Origin of the sequence: Vibrio cidicii, from assembly GCF_009665415.1 — a bacterium.
GTDB lineage: Bacteria > Pseudomonadota > Gammaproteobacteria > Enterobacterales > Vibrionaceae > Vibrio > Vibrio cidicii.
Window position 1 is genome coordinate 3,051,223 of the sequence record NZ_CP035921.1, and the last position, 18,368, is coordinate 3,069,590.

An 18,368-nucleotide genomic window follows, 5' to 3' on the forward strand; every position below is an offset into this window, starting at 1 on the left:
ATGTGACAAAGGACGGATTTCACTGGGTCCTATTTGACACAAGTGCAGCGCAAGCTGCACTTTGTCTTACTAGCAAACGGGTCCATATGGCTTGGATATCCGCATCATCTGATCAGGAGAGCTCAATGCCTCGTTTTATTCAAATTCTACAAATCATTTTGGCTGTCGTTATCGGTGGTTTGATCGGTTACGATCTGATTCTTAACGGCATCAGCATTTTTAACGATAAATACGTTACCGTCACTTGCGTACTGTGGCTGATCTTAGAAATTGCTCTGTTTGTTATCTACAAACTGATCGAAGACGATTAAATCTTCGTGATTGTCTCTGTAAGCCTCTGATTGTTATCAGAGGCTTTTTTGTTCATTTGCGATTAATATTGATAACGTTATGGTGCGCAATCAGATTTTAATCGGCGTAAAGCCACGACTAATCGCGAGGAGCTAAAGAAAAATGAAGAACATTACCCGCGAAGTGAATGACCTCATCCATCGCAGCTTGGATTCACATTTGCGCGTCGCCGTGACAGGTTTGTCGCGTGCCGGCAAAACGGCGTTTATCACGTCCTTAGTCAATCAACTGTTGCACTCCTCGACTCACGACAATTTACCTTTACTGAGTTGCGCTCAAGACAAACGCCTGATCGGCGCAAGGCGCGAGCCACAAAGTAACATGATGGTGCCCAGATTCGCCTATGATGAAGCGATGGAGCACATTTGCCAAACGACGCCGCAGTGGCCGCAGCCTACGCGGGATGTGAGCGAAATTCGCTTAGCGATCAAATATCGCCCACAAAAACGCAGCCGGAAATTACTCGGTAAAACCTCGGTCTTACATCTCGACATTATCGATTACCCCGGTGAGTGGTTGTTGGACTTACCCCTGCTTGATCTGGACTTTAACGCTTGGTCAAACAGTCAATTTGTCGCTTTAAAAGGGCGACGTGCTGAACTGGCGCAAGATTGGCTCAATAAGCTGGCAGAGCTCGATCTTGAGGGAGACGTCAATGAAAAGCAGTTGCAGCAACTCTCCGAAAGCTACACCGACTATTTGCACCGCTGTAAAGAGGCTGGGCTGCATTGGGTGCAACCGGGACGCTTTGTTTTACCGGGGGAACTGGCGGGCGCACCTGTGCTGCAGTTTTTCCCTTGTCGTTTCGATGCAGCAGCCGAGGTGAAGAAAAACAGCAATTTAGAGATGCTGAAAAAGCGTTACCAAGAGTACCAGCAGAAAGTCGTCAAAGGCTTTTACAAGCACTATTTTGCCACCTTTGATCGCCAAATTGTGCTGGTGGATTGCTTGCAGCCACTCAACGCGGGGAGTGAGTCGTTTTATGATATGCGCGAGGCACTTGAGCAGATCATGAAGAGTTTCCGCTATGGCAGAAGTGGGCTGCTCAAACGTCTTTTTGCCCCCAAAATCGACAAAGTGCTGTTTGCCGCCACCAAAACAGACCACATAACGCCGGATCAACATGCAAATTTAGTCTCTTTGCTGCAACAGATGGTGCATCCAGCGTGGCAAACCGCTGCTTATGAAAACATTGAGATCAGCTGCATATCCATGGCGTCGGTGCGTGCCACGCAGGCGGGTTTTATCGCCAATGGCAGTGAAAGTGTACCCGCCATTCAAGGTCACACTCTGGATGGACGTTCACTGACGCTGTTTCCGGGTGAAGTGCCAAAGAAAGTCCCTGATGTCGATTTTTGGCAGCGCAGCGGCTTTGATTTCACCGCTTTTCGTCCCCTGTCTGCCGATTGGCAAGAGCCGCTACCACATATTCGCCTCGACAAAGCGTTAGAGTTTCTGCTGGGAGATAAACTGCAATGAGTGATTTCAAACCCAAACACGTTTTTGAGCAAACCCGCTTTTCTGCTGATCCTCAGCAGCCCGAGCTAACTGCGCAGCAACAGTTTACCGCGGCAGAAACATTTGTTCCTGCCGCCAATGAAACGGCACAAGAAGAGCAATCGGCTGAATTGCAATTGGCCGAGGTTATCCGTCCGTCATCGTCGCGTCGCTGGTGGTTTGGCGGGCTATTTAGTGCCTTCGCTGGCTTGGTGGGCTGGCAGGCGGTGGATACGTTGCTGACGGCACTACAAGCGGGGGACTGGCTTACCTTAGGCTGGTCAGCATTTCTCTCCTTAGTGGCCGGGCTTGGGTTGTCTGCGATCGCGAAAGAGCTATGGAAGCTGCGCAAACTGCGCCATCTTTTTAGCTCGCAACAGCAAGCCGAGCAATTGCTCTCCAGTGACGGTGTGGGCAAGGGGAAAGCGTTTTGTCAGGAGATGGCACGGCAAAGTGGTATCCCTGCTGAAAACCCCGCGTACGATCGTTGGCGCAACAGCGTCAACGCCACTCATAGCGATGCCGAAGTGTTGCAGATGTACGACGCAATGGTCGTTACCCAGCAAGATAAGTTGGCAATGCAACTGGTCTCGCGTCACGCCACCGAATCGGCAGCGTTGGTGGCGATCAGCCCTTTGGCTTTAGCTGACATGCTGCTGGTGGCTTGGCGCAATTTCAAGATGATTGATAACTTGTCGCAAGTTTATGGGGTGGAGTTGGGCTACGCCTCTCGCATCCAACTTCTGCGTCTCGTGCTGGCAAACATGGCTTTAGCTGGGGCAAGCGAGTTGGCGATTGATGCTGGCGTGGATCTGATGTCGATGGATCTTGCGGGTAAGTTATCTGCGCGCGCTGGGCAAGGCGTCGGTGTGGGCATTTTGACCGCAAGGCTTGGCTTAAAAGCGATGGCGCTGCTTCGGCCAATTCCTTGGCAGCCGCAAACGCAAGTGAAACTCTCGGCGATTCGCAAGGAGATTATCACTAAAGTCGCTTCTCTCGCTCTCAAACCTTAAGCTTTCTTTATGGTTAGCTTGACGGTAGACCAAGCTTGGTAGAAACTACTGTCAACTTTTCGTGACAGTATGAATTAGGATAATCTGTGCGTCTTGAAGTCTTTTGCGAAGACAGACTCGGCCTGACCCGAGAGCTGCTCGATATTCTGGTATCAAAAAATATCGACCTGCGGGGGATCGAAATTGATATCAGTGGCATCATCTATCTCAATTGCCCCGACATTGATTTTGATACCTTCAGCTTACTTATGGCCGAGATTCGTCGCATTTCTGGTGTGAAAGACGTGCGGAAGATCCAGTTTATGCCGATGGAGCGGCACAACACGGAACTGATCTCACTGGTTAACAATCTGCCCGATCCTGTGCTGGCGATGGATGTCAAAGGTGCGGTAGATATGGCGAACCGAGCGGCACTGGCACTGATTGGCAAAAACGAAAAAGAGGTGATCGGTGCCCCCATCAGCACCTTGCTGCCCAATCTCAAATTCAGCCGCTGGGCTGAAGGTAATCGCCAACGGGAAAGTATGGTGATTGATGGCTTAGATTACATGCTGGAATTTATGCCAGTGTATATCCAAGATGAAGCCAAAGAGTCTACCTTCGCCAGTACGGTCGTGATGATCCGCAGTGTTAAAGCAAACACCGTCGTCGGCGATACCCTACCGCTGCACAATGAGCTTGGCTTTGAACATTTTGTCGGTGTGTCGAATCGTCATAAAGCGCTCATCAGTCAAGCGAAGAAGTTAGCCATGCTCGACCAACCACTGCTCATTGAAGGTGAAACAGGCACGGGCAAGGAGATGCTGGCGAAAGCGTGCCACAACCGTTCCAATCGCGCAGGCAAGCCATTTCTCGTGCTCAGTTGTGCTTCGATGCCCGACGATGTCGCGGAAACCGAACTTTTCGGTCACGCACCTGGCTCGTTTAACCACCAACAGGGGCACAAAGGCATTTTCGAGCAAGCCAACGGTGGTACGGTTTTTTTAGATGAAATTGGTGAGATGAGCCCTCACTTGCAAATCAAGCTGCTGCGTTTTTTGCAAGATGGTAACTTTCGCCGTGTTGGTGCTGAAGATGAAATGCATGTGGATGTACGCATCATCGCTTCAACCAAGCATCAATTATCAGCGTTAGCCGAAGCAGGTTCGTTTCGTGAAGATCTCTTCTATCGGCTGAATGTCCTCACCTTGACCATTCCGCCTTTGCGTAGCCGTTCAAATGACATCGCTGCTCTGCTGGATCTGTTTGTTGCCAAACATGCGCAGAAGCTGGGTATTCGCAAGCCGAACTATGAAGAGGGGCTATTGGATGAGCTAATGGCTTATCAGTGGCCTGGCAATATGCGCCAGTTGGACAACATGGTGCTGCGTGCCTTGACCGAAATGGAAGAGGAAGAGCTGAAAGCGGAATATTTCCACTTACCTCAGCCGCAAACGGTAGCAGGGGCGGCGACACAACTGAACTTAGATGGCTCTCTTGATGACATTATGCGCGATTACGAAGCTCAGGTGCTTGAGCGTCTCTATCAATCATTCCCATCCAGTCGCAAACTGGCAAAACGACTGAATGTGTCACACACCTCGATTGCCAACAAACTCAGGGATTACGGAATAAGAAAAAATTAACCATGATGGAAGAGAGTCAGTTAGGTCTACATAAAACAGAACAAGAATTTACGTTACGCACGGCGACGATTGCGGACGCGCAGATGATTACCCACTATTTTCAGAATAACCGTGCATTTCTCAAACCGTGGGAGCCAGTGAGAGAAGAGGAGTTTTTCACTGTCGAAGGGTGGACAAAAAAGCTCATCAAACTGGAAGAACTGCATCGGATGAATTTGGGCTTTTACTGTTTGTTAATCGATGTTGAAACGCAGCAAATGCTTGGTACCATCTCTTTTAGCAATGTCTCCCGTTTCCCCTTTCACGCCTGTTCTGTCGGCTATTCACTGGCCGAAAGTGCACAAGGGAAAGGCTACATGCGTCGAGGGCTCAAACTCGCTTGCGAGTACATGTTCAAAATACAGAATATGCATCGTATTCAAGCGGCTTATATGCCTCATAACCAGCGTAGTGAAGCGGTACTCAACGCGCTGGGTTTTGTCAGAGAAGGGTACGCGCAAGACTACTTGTTGATTGATGGCGAATGGCGCGATCATGTTTTGATGTCGCTGACCCACCAAGATTGGTCGCCAAGGAGCTAAGCATGCAAAGAATGGAAAAACAGTTGGCGCTGCTGATGGAGTTAGACAAGCTCAAAGCGGTTTTGCGCCGCATACGGGTGAAAAGCGCGGATAAGCGGTTAGAAAACAGCGCCGAACACAGCTGGCATGTTGCGCTAATGGCATTGCTGTTTGCAGAACACGCTAATGAGCCAGTGGACATCAGTCGCGTGGTAAAAATGTTGCTGCTGCATGATGTGGTGGAGATTGATGCGGGCGACACCTTTGTTTATGATGCCGCAGCTTCAGAGCAGCAAGCAGAAAAAGAGTTGGTTGCGGCGCAGCGTCTTTTTGGCATGCTGCCTGACGATCAGCGCGATGAGCTCTCAGCGTTGTGGCATGAGTTTGAAGAGGCGCAAAGTGCCGACGCCAAATTTGCCAAAGCGTTGGATAGGCTGATTCCCATGTTGCTCAATTTTCATAATCAAGGGCAGAGTTGGCGTGAACATAGCGTTACACGCGAGCAAGCCCTGACGATTAACCGGAAAATTGAGCTTGGTTCTCACGCTTTGTGGGAAAAAGCGCAAGAAATTATTGAACAAGCGACCCAAAACGGGTGGTTAAAAGCGTAAGGAAGATGAATGTCTTATTTAGCTTTGGATGAATACCAAAGGAAATGGATTTTTACTCACCAGTCGATGCCAGTGCCGCAAGACGAGCTGATGCATATCCGACCAATGAGTCAGGCAAGAGCGGCACAATTTTGGAAAGAGAATATCAGCCCGCAAAGCCCGGACGCTGAGCGTCTTAGTAGCCAAGATTGGCCAATGAAAGCCAGCAACTGGCGAGAGGAAATTGATTGGATGGCAGCTTGGGAAGCGGATGATCCTCAATTACCTGATGCTATTTTGCAGCATATCGATTGGCAAGATGATGTTACCGTCTATTTTTGTTATGAGAAGTACAACATTATTGAGACTAAGTGGAGTACTTTCCGCAAACATTGGAAGAATTTTCTTTTTTACGACGATGGCCCAATTTTGCTCGGGCGACGCCGAAACCAAGCGCTGTGGTTTTCGACTGATGGAACGGTCAAACTGGGTGAGCGCAAATAGACTTCATAGGAGAAAGCAGTGTGAAAACGCTGCTTTTTTTATGCAGATAGTGAGCACTGACACATATGTAACAAGTTTTTAGCAAGGATTTGTTATTCATTGATCTAACCCCAAAAACCTCGAGTCAGAAAAAGGCGATAATTCAACTTCGGTCCTGATAGAGTTTAAACTCTAGCGGTGGTTGTCGAAATCTCAGGAAGAGAAGTTGTTTATGCGTCAATATCTTAAGTACATTATTCCGATCCTCATTCCGGCGATTATTTTGCTTTTGCCACTCTCCGCTTTCCCCTTTGAAGGCATGACGTTGGTGCAACAGCGCGTCATTGCCATCTTCCTGTTAGCGGCTCTATGTTGGGTATTTGAGCCGATCCCTATTTACGCCACCTCGGTTGTGATCATCGTGTTAGAACTGTTGTTGGTCTCGAACAAAGGCTTGTACCTGTTTCGAGTGGGAGAAGGGAGCGCTCAGTTTGGTAAGCTACTCTCCTACAACGAGATCATGGCGACCTTTGCCAGCCCGATCATCATGTTGTTTTTAGGTGGCTTCTTCTTAGCGATGGCGGCAACCAAATACCGTTTAGACGTCAACCTCGCTCGGGTGCTGCTCAAGCCTTTTGGTCAAGATCCTAAGTTCGTGATGCTAGGGCTTATGTTGATCACCGCCATTTTCTCGATGTTTATGTCAAACACCGCCACAACAGCCATGATGCTTTCCATCTTAACGCCGGTCATCGCCGTGTTTGGGCCCAAAGATCCGGGGCGGATTGCGTTTGCGCTGTGCATTCCGGTCGCCGCCAACATCGGTGGCATCGGTACTCCGATTGGAACACCACCTAACGCCATCGCCTTGAAATACTTAGTTGGCGATAACCTGATCACTTTTGGGGAGTGGATGATGTTTGGCGTCCCTTTTGTGGTGATTATGATGGCGTTAGCTTGGCTTTTGATCAGCCGATTGTTTCCGGCAGAAATGCCAAAAATCGAGTTATCGATCAAAGGTAAGTTTCTGAAAACGCCGAAAGCGATTGTGGTTTACGTGACTTTTGGCCTAACCATTTTACTCTGGCTGATGGGCTCTGCGCATGGTATGAACTCATACACAGTCGCGCTTATCCCTGTCGCTATTTTCTCTATCACAGGCATTATCAACAAAGAAGATCTGAAAAAGATCTCTTGGGATGTGCTCTGGTTAGTTTCGGGTGGTATCGCGCTTGGCCTTGCATTGGACAAAACTGGCCTTGCTGCGCTGGTGGTGCAGAGCATTCCGTTTGACCTGTTCTCACCCTTGGTAGTGCTGTTTGGCGCGGCTTTCCTTTGTCTTGCGATGGCGAACTTTATGTCGCACACCGCCACGGCCAACTTACTGATGCCAATTATGGCGGCGCTTGGCACGTCGATGGCATCACTCAATGAACTCGGCGGCGAAGTGACTTTAATTCTGGTAGTGACTTTCGCGGCATCTCTGGGGATGTCTTTGCCAATCAGTACACCACCAAACGCGCTGGCACATGCGACAGGCAATGTGCAGAGTAATCAAATGGCTAAAGTCGGTGTGATACTCGGAGTTGTCGGGGTATTGCTCAGCTTTGTCATGGTTTGGGTACTCCACGCAGTCGGACACATTGGTTAAGCGATGTACATGACAAAGCTTGAAGCCTTAGTTGAACGCTATTTCACCGATCCGCTACGTCAGGTAACTGTCGGCGCAGGGTCGGTGATCATTATGCAAAATGGCCATAATGACCGCCTCTATCTGGTTAAGTCAGGTGAACTGGAAGGGTTTTACACTGAGCTAGGTGAAAATAAGCAGACGCGGATATTCTCTGCCTCTCCCGGTGCGTTTATTGGCGTGCACAGTTTTTTCTCTGGAACGTGGACGGCTTCTTCAACGGTGGTTGCAAAGACAGATTCTACATTGGCATGGATTGACCGGCGCACCACGGCCATCGACAGCGAACAGCATGGTCCGTTAACCAGCCAATTTATGCCTGTGATTGTCAATGAGTTGTCACGCAGGCAAAGACGGTTGACACAAGAGGCCGTGGCTAAAGAGAAAGCCTTGCAGCGGCTGCATATGGCAGAGCAAATGACCACCTTAGGCCAGTTGGCGGCAGGTCTTGCTCATGAGCTAAACAACGCGATTGGCGTGGTTAGCAGTAAGTCGCAGCGCCTTGAAAACATCATCATGCAATTACTGCAAGAACTGCATCCCGAGGCGAGCCAGTTTTTTGATTTTGGCTTATTACAGGGACAAAGTGTCCCCACCAGTGAGGCGAGAAACTGCGCCAAGCTGCTAGAGCAAACATACTCGATTGAGCGCAATCAGGCTAAGGCGCTCGCCAAAGCGCTGCCTTATGGCATGCTGAACGCCCATTGGTTAAACAACCCCGACGAGGCCATTCGTTACTGGAGCATTGGCTGCGATTTGCATGATCTGCGTTTGGCTTCGCGTCATGCGGTGGGCATTGTCAAATCGGTGAAACAGCTTGGCCGTACCGATGCCGATCGCATCACCAAAGTGAATGTGAATGATACAGTTAACCAGGCATTGGCGCTGTTGCAAAGTGAGTTACGTCGTGTGGATGTTCGTCTGCGCCCATCCAATGTCGACACAATTTGGGCCTCCGATACAGAATTGGTGCAAGTGTGGGTCAACATCATCAAAAATGCCTGTGACGCTATGGCGATGACGCCAGTGCCTGCGCTTGACATCCGTGTACGCCAGGATGGCAACAAGATTTTGGTGACAATTGCAAACAACGGCCCCGAGTTGGATGAAGCGACTCGGCGCAAAATTTTTCAGCCGAATTTCACCACGAAGAAAGGTGGACTGTCGTTTGGTTTGGGCCTAGGGTTGGCAATTGTGCGGCGAATTGTGACTGGGTTAGGTGGGTCGATTGCGGTAAAAAGTAACCAAGAAGCGACCATTTTCAGAGTGAAACTGCCAGTGGAGGGAAATCATGGAGAAACTGAATCTCATTTGCGTGGATGATCAGCGTGAGGTATTAAATGCCGTGTCGCAAGATTTAGAAACGCTGTCGGCTTGGTTGAATATTGAAGAGTGTGAATCGGGAAGCGAAGCGTTGGATCTGATTGATGAGTTGGATGCCGATGGCGAGTTTGTTGCCGTAGTGATTTCTGATCACGTGATGCCCGGTATGACAGGCGTAGAACTGCTACGGGAAATGCACGGTGATGTGCGCTTTCGGCAGACAAAAAAAATATTGCTCACCGGGCAAGCAACTCATAGCGACACCATTGCTGCTATCAATTCCGCTGGGATTGTGCGCTACTTTGAAAAGCCGTGGCAAAAAGCGGATTTGGTCAACTGTGTGCGCACGTTAGTCACTGAGTTTATTTTTGACCAAGGTTTGGATTACAGCGCTTGGCAGGAAGAACTCGATCAAGCAGTGGTGTTGCAGCGCTTGCACCAATGAATTAGGTCGCTGGTTGAATATTATTGCGTCCGGCATGCTTTGCTTCATAAAGTTTACTGTCTGCCAAACGCAATGATTCTTCCAGTGAGCCGTTTAGCAAGCAAAAACCACCGGAAATGGTGACATTTGGTGCTTGGTTGGCTTGCGCAATATCGGTGCGAATACGTTCTAAGACAACCCGTGCATCTTCCGCAGTATTGGTCTGAATCAGCAGGAGAAACTCCTCTCCGCCAATGCGAAATGCATAGTCGCTTACTCGGATACGGCTTTTGATCACGTTGGCGACGCGACGTATCACCTGATCGCCGATGTCATGCCCGTAGCGATCATTAATCAACTTAAAGTGGTCAATATCCAACATGCCGACAAAGTAGCGGCTGCTTGACGTGATTTTCTTTTCTATTTCCAGCAGATAGTGACGATTGTGCAGCCCTGACAGAGCGTCTAAATAGGTGATCTTTTTCAGTTCTGATTTGTCTTTGCGTAGCCGATACAAGTAGTAAGACACGCCAAGTGTTAAGGTGACAAGCAGCAAAAACAGATAGAAATATTTGGGGAGCAGATCTTCATTACGAACGACTTTCAACAGCAAGTTTTCCTTACCATTTAATACACCGATATTTTGATAGACCACAGTAAAGTCGTCATACTCCACGGTACCGGAATGTTTGCGAGTGCGATTGAGCTCTTGCTGCAAAAGCGGGTGGGTATCCTCCAAATAGCTGTAGGGGGGAATGCCCAAATAGGAACTGGAATAGACAAAGCCATCCAAACCAAGCAGTAGCATGTCTTTTTGATCGACACTAGCCAATAGATTGAGATTGACAGTCAGAACGAGATAGCCCTGTAAAATACCGTCGGCGTAGATGGGGGCAAATTCGAGAAAATGGCCTTGTTCTGCTTCAAGTAAAGTCTGCACTTGGGACTGATTGAGGTTACTGGTATAGAACCGATTGTAAGCAAGAATACGATCGTAATAGCGATAGTCTGGCTCTGGGATTTTGCTCACCACTTGCATAGCAACCACCAGATCTTGCTCACTGAGTAGGTGCTGAGCCAAGTCATCAAACAGTTTAGGATAGGTTGCATATTGCTTCACCACTTCGCTGTAGCGAAGCGAAAGGTAACTGGATACCAACTGCTTACGTAAGATTAATGTTTCCGCGGTTTCACCAAGCTGGCTCGACAAGCTCTGCAACTTTTCTTGTTTGATGTAGTTCATTGGCGTGTTAAAGAGAAAAATCACCGCCACCATGAGTAGCAGGCTTCTGAATTCAACCGTCGCTTTAGAAGGGGAGACCCCTGAATAATAGAGAACCATAATGCCTGTGGACCAAGTATAACAGGGTCATAGTATCTGCCTAAAAAAACGCCAGCCAGACACGTTGAATTAAGTTTTTATGACAAGAGGGAAAAGTTAGATTGAGCTCACGGCTCATTTATAACGTCTTAGTCGACAGGTATCGGGGCGAGCGTGTAGCGGCTGGCAGAGGCAATCGATAGAGGTTTGGAGAACCAATATCCTTGCAGATAGGTCGCGCCCATCTTGCGAAAGGTTTTGTACATTTCTGGCGTTTCGATCCCTTCAATCACCACATCGATTTTGTTTTTCTGGCATAGGTTGATTAAAAAGGCCAAATACTGTTTTGAATCACTGTTAGTGACCGTTCGCCATGCCATTGACTTGTCGATTTTGATTTGGCTCATTGGTAAGTCAAAGAAGGTGTTGAGTGAGCTGTACCCAGAGCCAAAATCGTCGAGTGAGAGATTAAACCCTAATTCTGCCAGCTGCTTTAGCTGTTCGATGGCCAAAAGATTGTTATCGAGGATCAGTGTTTCAGTCAGTTCGATGACTAAGTTTTTAGGCGCGATTTGATATTCGCTGACAATCTCGTGCACCCGGCTTGGAAAATTGCTGTTGAGCAGTTGCAGCACGGAAACATTGACGTTAACTCGAGTATTGCGCTGATGGCGTTGATTGTAATCGCGAATGAATTGGCAAGCTTTGCGCAAGACAAAGTAACCAAGGTCGACAATGAGCCCCTTGTTTTCCGCAACCGGAATAAATTCGTCTGGGTATATTTCGCCAAATTCTTCGCTGCGCCAGCGAACCAAACTTTCAAAACTGGCGACGTCTAAACTATTGGCACAGACAATCGGTTGAAACTTCACCGCCAAAGATTGCGACTCAATCGCCGCTTTAAGTCCTTGCTCTATATAGAAAAAGCGATCCACCACTTGTTGGGTGGTTGCGCTGTAAACCGCAATGCGATTGGCTTTTTTCTTGCTGGCAAACTGGCTGGTGCGGGTGGCTTTGCGCAGGATCTCTTCGGCACTGAGAGCGGCGTTTAATTTGGGATAAATTCCCATACTGATGCCACAGCCAAGCAATTGCCCTTGCTCCATCACCGCATCGTGATAACGCGCTTTGATCTTCTCGCAGATATTGGTGAGTTGTCGATCGGTAAAATTGCCTTCTATCATGATGGCAAAGTCATCATCGCTGACCCGATAAAGCTTGCTGACTTGTCCGGGAAGATGGCTTACCGCAGTGAGCATACTGTGCACTACGTGATTGAGAATTTCGGTACCGTAGTGGCTTAAGTACGATTTGATCTCTTCAATTTGTATGTAGATCAAAGAATAGGGAAGAGTGGTTGCCCGAGAAAACTCGTCAATGTCCAGCAATAAACGGCTGCGATTGGCCATGCCTGAAGCATTATCATGAAAGGCCACTTGATGGATGTAACTTTCCATCAACTTGCGCTCTGAGATGTCTTTATGGCTACCAACCATAAAACTGCCATGTTCAGAGTGACGAGTTACCGCTGTGCCTTCAATCCAAACGTATTGGCCATTGGGCTTACGCACACGATATTCTGTCGTTACACGTGAATCGACCGATTCTAGATGCTCATCCACTTTGGATGAAAGGCGAGCTCTATCTAGCGGGTGAACGATCTCGAGCCAAGCCCCGAGTTCAATCACGCCAACGCTGATCCCGAATTGCTCGTAAAATTGATGATTGTAAAACACCATCACGCCTTGTTCGTCCATATGGAATAGACCCTCACTAAATACATCAAAAATATGCATAAAGCGTCGTTCAAGAATATGATCAAAATCATCGCTGATTTTGTCTGGAGTTGGTGTTATATCCATAATTTGAGTACTGCTCAGTCTGATCTCTCGTTAGGACAGAAAAAGGCATTCAATCTCGTTTAGTATTGATTTAATTACACTAAAGCCGCGCTGACTACTAGTGAATTTTTTATAAATTGTGTAAAAGCGCACGAGGTGATGAAAGAGCCATCAAGAGGATGATTATAAATAGAGTATTTAGCCTATTCAATTCATGTTAACGATTAATGACGAATGTACGGCTAATTTAAATAGATGGCAGGTTATCTATGACTTTATTATCAATATAATTGAAATTTACTCGCTGAATTTTAAATTGTCAGTGCAAACCACAACAGTGCAGGCAAACTAAACAGACTGAAAAAGTTACCAAACAACACAATGGAAGCCACTTTATCGGGCTCGATATGAAACCGCTCTGCAAATAAGTAGTTCATTACTGCTGCAGGCAGCATAGTAAACAGAACCATCATTTGCATTTGTAGGGCTGGTAGCGGAACAAAATAGTAGATAATCAAGAAAGCGATGAGGCCTGTGAGCAAAGACTGCAATGTGGCAATAACGCCGACTTTGAGCCCGTCAAGCTTAAGATTGACCATTTGTGCACCGAGTGACAGTAGCATAACTGGAACGGCCGCTTGCCCGAGTAAGGCGGAGGCTTCGAGCAGTGGCTGCCAGACGATCACACCGCTCAGATTACACGTGACCGCAGCAAAAGCGGCGATAAATACTGGCATTCGGAAAATGTGCAGCAGGGAACTGCCTTTACTTAAGAGCGCCAGTCCAAGGCTAATGTGGATGCATGCCGACATCACAAACAGCAGTACGGCACTGGATTGAGCCGCCGCGCCAAAAGTGTAGCTAAACAGTGGGATGGCTAGATTGCCACTGTTACGAAACATATGCGGTGGTGCCCAGGTTTTAAAAGGCAAGTGGTAAAAGCGGCACACAGGGATCATCACTAAGCCTGGAACCAAAACGGCGATGACGGACGCATAAATTAGTGGCAGTTGGTTTGCATCCAGCGGCATGGTTGCTAGTGAAGAGAAGACTAAAGCGGGCAGGAAAACATCCATATTAATGCGGTTGATCGGCTTAAAGTCCGGTTTTAGAAAGTGACCAACGGCAAAGCCCGCGCCTGCTAAAGCGAACACGGGAAAGAGGATGCTAAAAACTTTGACAAGCATTAAAGGCTCTCGAATCGGTATTTTTACCAAGCTAACAGCCCGAATACTGTTCGTCATGCAAAAAAGCAAAAAAACATGATGTAAAACCACGATTAATTGCACTATTTATTTGTGGTTATTTTTTTTCCTTACATTGGCGTTGCTACTATTTACCCATTTCAATTAGTTGATTATATCCACTTCAAAATCTCTTCTCGCTGAGGTTGCAAAACTCTTGTTTATTTGTAAGCTCAAAATAAACAACTCAGAACTGGCAATGACTATTCTATTTTTCCTCCTTAACTTTCGCTTGATTTTGGCAGCAGAAGTGGGAGTTAGACAGTAGCGAGAATCGCCTTAACTATGCAGTACAATCCTGAAAATTCAGTCAAAATCGACATCGCCAATTTAAGTATTGGGATGTTTGTTACCGCGATTCAAAACAGTGAAAAAGTGAATCTAGCGCATCCTGGTCGGGTGCAGTCGCAAACAGCGATTGCTCGCTTGTTCGAAAGTGGCGTAAAGTTTGTCTGGGTCGATAAAAGCTTATCGGCGCGTAATTGTGTCATCACACCATCCATTGAAAGGCGCGAAGAGCCGCCCGAAGAAGAACCTGTCGCCTCTATTCCCGCTCGAACTCGTCATGGGCGAGATTCAAGACAGAAGAAAGCCAAAAAGCTCATTGCAGAGGCAAAGGGCTTAGCACAAAAACTGCTGAATCAGACTTTCGAAGGTAAAGTCATTCTCGTCGATGAGATTGACGATTGGGCAGAGGAGATGATCGAATCGGCTTTGGTTGATTCTGACGCGTTGCACTGCGTTTCAGCGCTACGGCAAAAGGATTCCTATTTGCTTGAACACTCAGTCAATGTTGCTTGCCTTCTGGTTACTTTTGGCAAGCATTTAGGTCTTGATCGTGACACCCTCAAACAAATGGCGATTGGCGGGATTATTCACGATATTGGCAAAATTAAAGTCGATGATGCTATTTTGCACAAGCCCGGAAAATTGACGCCAGAAGAGTTTGAACACATGAAATTGCATCAAGTGTTTGCGGAAGAGATCATCGTGCACGTTGAGGGACTGAGTGACATCAGCCGCGATGTTTGCTTAATGCACCATGAGAAACTGGATGGTAAAGGCTATCCGAAAGGGCTTAAAGGTGATGAGATTCCGATGCATGGTCGAATGAGTTGCATTGTTGATATCTATGATGCGCTTACTGCCGATCGCTGTTATAAGCAAGGCATGAGCTCGGCGGAGGCATTTAAGATCATTCTCAGTTTGACGCCATTTCATCTCGATGCTGACCTTGTATACAAATTCATTAACTGTATCGGTATCTATCCGGTAGGCTCGATTGTGGAGCTAAGTGATGGTCGTGTTGGCATCGTTTGGAGTTCTAATGCGACTCAGCCACTTAAGCCTGAAGTGAAATGTTTCTACTCGCGCAAATACAAACGTTATGTTGATGTTGCGATGGTGGATATTAAAAACAGTACACTCAAGATTGAAAGGGCAGTCGCTCCTTCTTCGTTAGAAGTGGACGCAAAGCCCTTTTATAACTGATTTCTGATGCAAGTAACAAAGCTTAAGTGGGATCAATTCATTAAATAGTTGAATATGGGTCAAATCATACGCTAAATGTTTGGCCTACACTCACCACAGAATCATATTAAATGACGATGAGTTTGTATGCCTCGATTTCGTTTGTTTCACTTAACACTGCGCCGTCGCACGGCTTTGTACTTTAGCATCGGCTTGACTGCCGTTATCCTCAGTACCTTATTGATTACACGTTATTTTTTCTTATACAGCATCAACGAGCTTGAAGATTTGGAGCTGGAAAGTGCTAACAAACAAGCGCTGGCTGTTATCCAAATGATGGCGAGGCAGTTAGAAGAGCGCTCCTACGATTGGGCGTATTGGGATGATACTTATCAACTCTTTACTGAGCGGAATATTGAAGAATATCGTGAACTCAACCTCTTTCAAGGTTCACTTGATACGCTTGGGCTTGATTTGATGGCCTTTGTAACGGTGCAAGGGGAGCTCATTGAGTCACTTGTACGGGATGATTCTGCGGCAATCTCACCTGATTTAGTCACACAGGCGGTGCAAAATCAAAATGTTCAAAGCCATCTCCATGAGATGCGTCGTCAACTGGATGGAAAACAAAAAAGCCTTGCGGGTTTAGAACGAATAGGGGACAGAATATGGCTTTTTTCTCTTACTCCTGTGCGCAATAGCGAAGGGTCTTCTGCGGTCGCGGGTTGGCTGATCTGGGGGCAAGATCTTTCAAGTCGGTTTCCCGGGGGCTTTGCCGACATTTTATCGTCGGACAATGAGCTAGATGTGGTGATGGAGGGGTTTGCTGTTCCCACGGAAGCGTACGCTGTCGCCACGGATAGGTGGTTGCAGAAAACGGCTCAGCATCTGGCAATGTGGTCTCCAGTAACGGATTTGGCTAACCGCAAGATTGCCTATTTAAAAACCCAGCAACCAAGAGTGTATTACCTCAAAGGGAGCAACCTCTTTGTCTACTTGATCGTTGTTGTCGCGATAGTCACAGGACTGATAGCGGTAGCCACCTTCTTTCTGTTCAACAACCGTATTTCGACCCGCTTTGCTAATTTTGAACAGGCGGTCATGCAGTTATTTGCCAAATACCAGCTTGAAGATTTGTCGAATCGTCGTAGTGATGAGCTGGAGCGAATGACACAACTGGTGGAAGTATTGGCCGAGAATACCTCGCTGACCGAAGGCAAGCTGAATGACACATTACAGAAGCTGGATGCCTTGTATCAAAACCGTTCTATCGGCATGTTGCTGGTGGTTGACGGTGAAATCATCGATGCAAACCAAGCGGCCGCCCAGCTTCTGGGCTACGCCAAGCAGGAGCTGATTAACCAAGAGTTAAGGTGTATTTGCGCAGAAGATCAGCAAGGATGTAGTGAAGAGAAGATTAAGCACGCTGCTGAGAATGGCAAGACCCGTTTTGAAGCCTTGATGCAAGCCAAAGGCGAGCGAAAAATTGAATGCTTGGTCGAGTTGACGCCAATTCATCACGAGAATCAGCAAGCCTTGATGATTTCGCTCAGTGATTTGAGTGAGCAGAAAAAGCAAGAGCGAATGATTAAGGATCTGGTTGGACGTGACCCACTTTCAGGTTTGTACAACCGCCCGGCAATTTTGACCAAATTGGATAAACTGATCGAAACCGAACCCACGCGTTTTTCGTTTTTGTACATTTCGATTGAAAAATTCAAACAAATCTCAGAAGTGTACGGGCATTTGGTTTTCGATGATGTGGTAAAGCATGTTGCCTCTGTGTTTGGCAAAGCGCTGAATGGGTTTGACGTTGGCCGCATTAGCGAGTTTGAGTTCATCGCCATTATCCCCGAGGGGGAACAGTATGATGAGGCGCTAATGGGCGCCAATCGATTTATGGATATTCTGGCCAAAACCCGTGAAGTCTCAGGGATTGAACTTGATTTAAACAGCAAAGTGGCCGTCATCGACCCCTCTCTTAGCGATCAGCCATTAGGCTATCTACTCCAAGCGGCGGCCTATACCATCCAAACCTATCACCATGATCGCGTCACTGAGGTGATTCAAATTACCAAAGCGACGGCGGACAAGGCGCAGCACGCGCTGATGATCAGCCGAGATATTGTTACTGCGGTGCGAGAAAATTCGATCATCGCCTACTACCAGCCTATTGTTGATACTGAAAGTGGTAAAGTTGGTGGATTTGAAGCGCTTGCCCGTTGGATTCATCCTGAGTTGGGTTTTGTCTCGCCAGAGATCTTTATCCACTTAGCAGAACAAAACCAGCTGATTGTGGAGTTGGGAGAGTCTATTGTGCGCCAAGCGTGTCGCTTCCTTTCTACCCTCAATCGTCAGCGTGAGGAATTGGGCTTGTTACCGCTTTCCGTACATGTGAATCTCAGTGCTATTCACTTTTATCATGCGAGGTTACCTGCCTATCTGCGCCAAGTTATGGCGGAGTTTGGTATTGCCCCAGGACAATTGGTGGTCGAGATTACCGAAAGTACCCTGCTTGGTATTGAATCCGAAACGCTGGAGAGAATGACAGAGATTAAATCTTTGGGCGTTCAATTGGCATTGGATGATTTTGGCACAGGTTACTCTTCGTTTAGTACCTTATGTTCTTTTCCGCTGGATATCGTGAAGTTAGACAAATCGTACATCGACCAACTGGAAAATAACGATCGGGCCAGAACGCTGATCCGCAGCATCGCAGGGATGGCCAAAGAGCTTGGTTTGACCACGGTGGCAGAAGGCGTAGAGACAGCAAGCCAACTGCGTAAGCTGAAAACGTGGAATATTGACGAGATCCAAGGCTATTACTTCTACAAGCCGCTGCCAGAGCAAGAGGCAATGGAGAAGTTTTGTGGTGACTCAAGAAATCAAGTTGCCAGTTAAATAGCTTCATTTGCTGTTGTCGGCGGCAGGCTACC

General features: G+C 47.5%; 15 protein-coding genes. 12 read left to right on the top strand and 3 right to left on the bottom strand.

Annotated elements, in window-relative coordinates; translation table 11 throughout:
- Positions 1-125 precede the first annotated feature (125 nt).
- The 10 genes from EWA64_RS14910 to EWA64_RS14955 all read left to right on the top strand — a co-directional run bounded on the left by EWA64_RS14910 (position 126) and on the right by EWA64_RS14955 (position 9,577).
- Positions 126-311, top strand: coding sequence for a hypothetical protein (locus EWA64_RS14910; RefSeq protein ID WP_039434321.1), 186 nt, complete (start codon positions 126-128; stop codon positions 309-311).
- A gap of 142 nt (positions 312-453) precedes the next feature.
- Positions 454-1,830: a YcjX family GTP-binding protein gene (locus EWA64_RS14915; protein ID WP_061893970.1), complete on the top strand. Its 1,377-nt coding sequence runs from the start codon at positions 454-456 to the stop codon at positions 1,828-1,830.
- Positions 1,827-2,861 carry a YcjF family protein gene (locus EWA64_RS14920; RefSeq protein WP_061893971.1) on the top strand — a complete coding sequence of 345 codons (1,035 nt, stop codon included), beginning with the start codon at positions 1,827-1,829 and terminating at the stop codon, positions 2,859-2,861. The genes EWA64_RS14915 and EWA64_RS14920 overlap by 4 nt, the downstream gene beginning before the upstream one ends.
- 86 nt (positions 2,862-2,947) lie before the next feature.
- Positions 2,948-4,486 (top strand): transcriptional regulator TyrR, encoded by a 1,539-nt coding sequence (gene tyrR, locus EWA64_RS14925; protein WP_061893972.1) that lies wholly within the window; start codon positions 2,948-2,950, stop codon positions 4,484-4,486.
- Between the two features lie 5 nt (positions 4,487-4,491).
- Positions 4,492-5,067 (top strand): ribosomal protein S5-alanine N-acetyltransferase, encoded by a 576-nt coding sequence (gene rimJ / locus EWA64_RS14930; protein WP_061894101.1) that lies wholly within the window; start codon positions 4,492-4,494, stop codon positions 5,065-5,067.
- Between the two features lie 2 nt (positions 5,068-5,069).
- On the top strand, positions 5,070-5,657 hold the full coding sequence (locus EWA64_RS14935) for an HD domain-containing protein (RefSeq protein WP_061893973.1): 588 nt from the start codon (positions 5,070-5,072) through the stop codon (positions 5,655-5,657).
- A 9-nt stretch (positions 5,658-5,666) separates the two neighbouring features.
- On the top strand, positions 5,667-6,140 hold the full coding sequence (locus tag EWA64_RS14940; RefSeq protein ID WP_061893974.1) for a DUF2947 domain-containing protein: 474 nt from the start codon (positions 5,667-5,669) through the stop codon (positions 6,138-6,140).
- 211 nt (positions 6,141-6,351) lie between these two features.
- The gene (locus EWA64_RS14945; RefSeq protein ID WP_061893975.1) at positions 6,352-7,770 is read left to right on the top strand and encodes an SLC13 family permease; all 1,419 of its coding nucleotides are present in this window, start codon (positions 6,352-6,354) and stop codon (positions 7,768-7,770) included.
- Positions 7,771-7,773: 3 nt separating this feature from the next.
- Positions 7,774-9,132 carry an ATP-binding protein gene (locus EWA64_RS14950; RefSeq protein WP_061893976.1) on the top strand — a complete coding sequence of 453 codons (1,359 nt, stop codon included), beginning with the start codon at positions 7,774-7,776 and terminating at the stop codon, positions 9,130-9,132.
- On the top strand, positions 9,101-9,577 hold the full coding sequence (locus EWA64_RS14955; protein WP_061893977.1) for a response regulator: 477 nt from the start codon (positions 9,101-9,103) through the stop codon (positions 9,575-9,577). Before EWA64_RS14950 ends, EWA64_RS14955 begins: the two co-directional genes overlap by 32 nt.
- 1 nt (position 9,578) lies before the next feature.
- On the opposite strand, the gene EWA64_RS14960 is transcribed toward EWA64_RS14955, so the two are convergent.
- The 3 genes from EWA64_RS14960 to EWA64_RS14970 all read right to left on the bottom strand — a co-directional run bounded on the left by EWA64_RS14960 (position 9,579) and on the right by EWA64_RS14970 (position 13,905).
- The gene (locus EWA64_RS14960; RefSeq protein ID WP_061893978.1) at positions 9,579-10,898 is read right to left on the bottom strand and encodes a GGDEF domain-containing protein; all 1,320 of its coding nucleotides are present in this window, start codon (positions 10,896-10,898) and stop codon (positions 9,579-9,581) included.
- A 128-nt stretch (positions 10,899-11,026) separates the two neighbouring features.
- On the bottom strand, positions 11,027-12,739 hold the full coding sequence (locus tag EWA64_RS14965; RefSeq protein WP_061893979.1) for a putative bifunctional diguanylate cyclase/phosphodiesterase: 1,713 nt from the start codon (positions 12,737-12,739) through the stop codon (positions 11,027-11,029).
- A 290-nt stretch (positions 12,740-13,029) separates the two neighbouring features.
- Positions 13,030-13,905 (bottom strand): AEC family transporter, encoded by an 876-nt coding sequence (locus tag EWA64_RS14970; protein ID WP_061893980.1) that lies wholly within the window; start codon positions 13,903-13,905, stop codon positions 13,030-13,032.
- Positions 13,906-14,247: 342 nt separating this feature from the next.
- Here EWA64_RS14970 and EWA64_RS14975 point away from each other — a divergent pair, with 342 nt between their 5' ends.
- Together EWA64_RS14975 and EWA64_RS14980 are read left to right on the top strand one after the other, a co-directional pair.
- Positions 14,248-15,453, top strand: coding sequence for a cyclic di-GMP phosphodiesterase (locus tag EWA64_RS14975; RefSeq protein ID WP_061893981.1), 1,206 nt, complete (start codon positions 14,248-14,250; stop codon positions 15,451-15,453).
- Positions 15,454-15,579: 126 nt separating this feature from the next.
- Positions 15,580-18,333, top strand: coding sequence for an EAL domain-containing protein (locus tag EWA64_RS14980; RefSeq protein WP_061893982.1), 2,754 nt, complete (start codon positions 15,580-15,582; stop codon positions 18,331-18,333).
- The last annotated feature ends 35 nt before the right edge of the window (positions 18,334-18,368 follow it).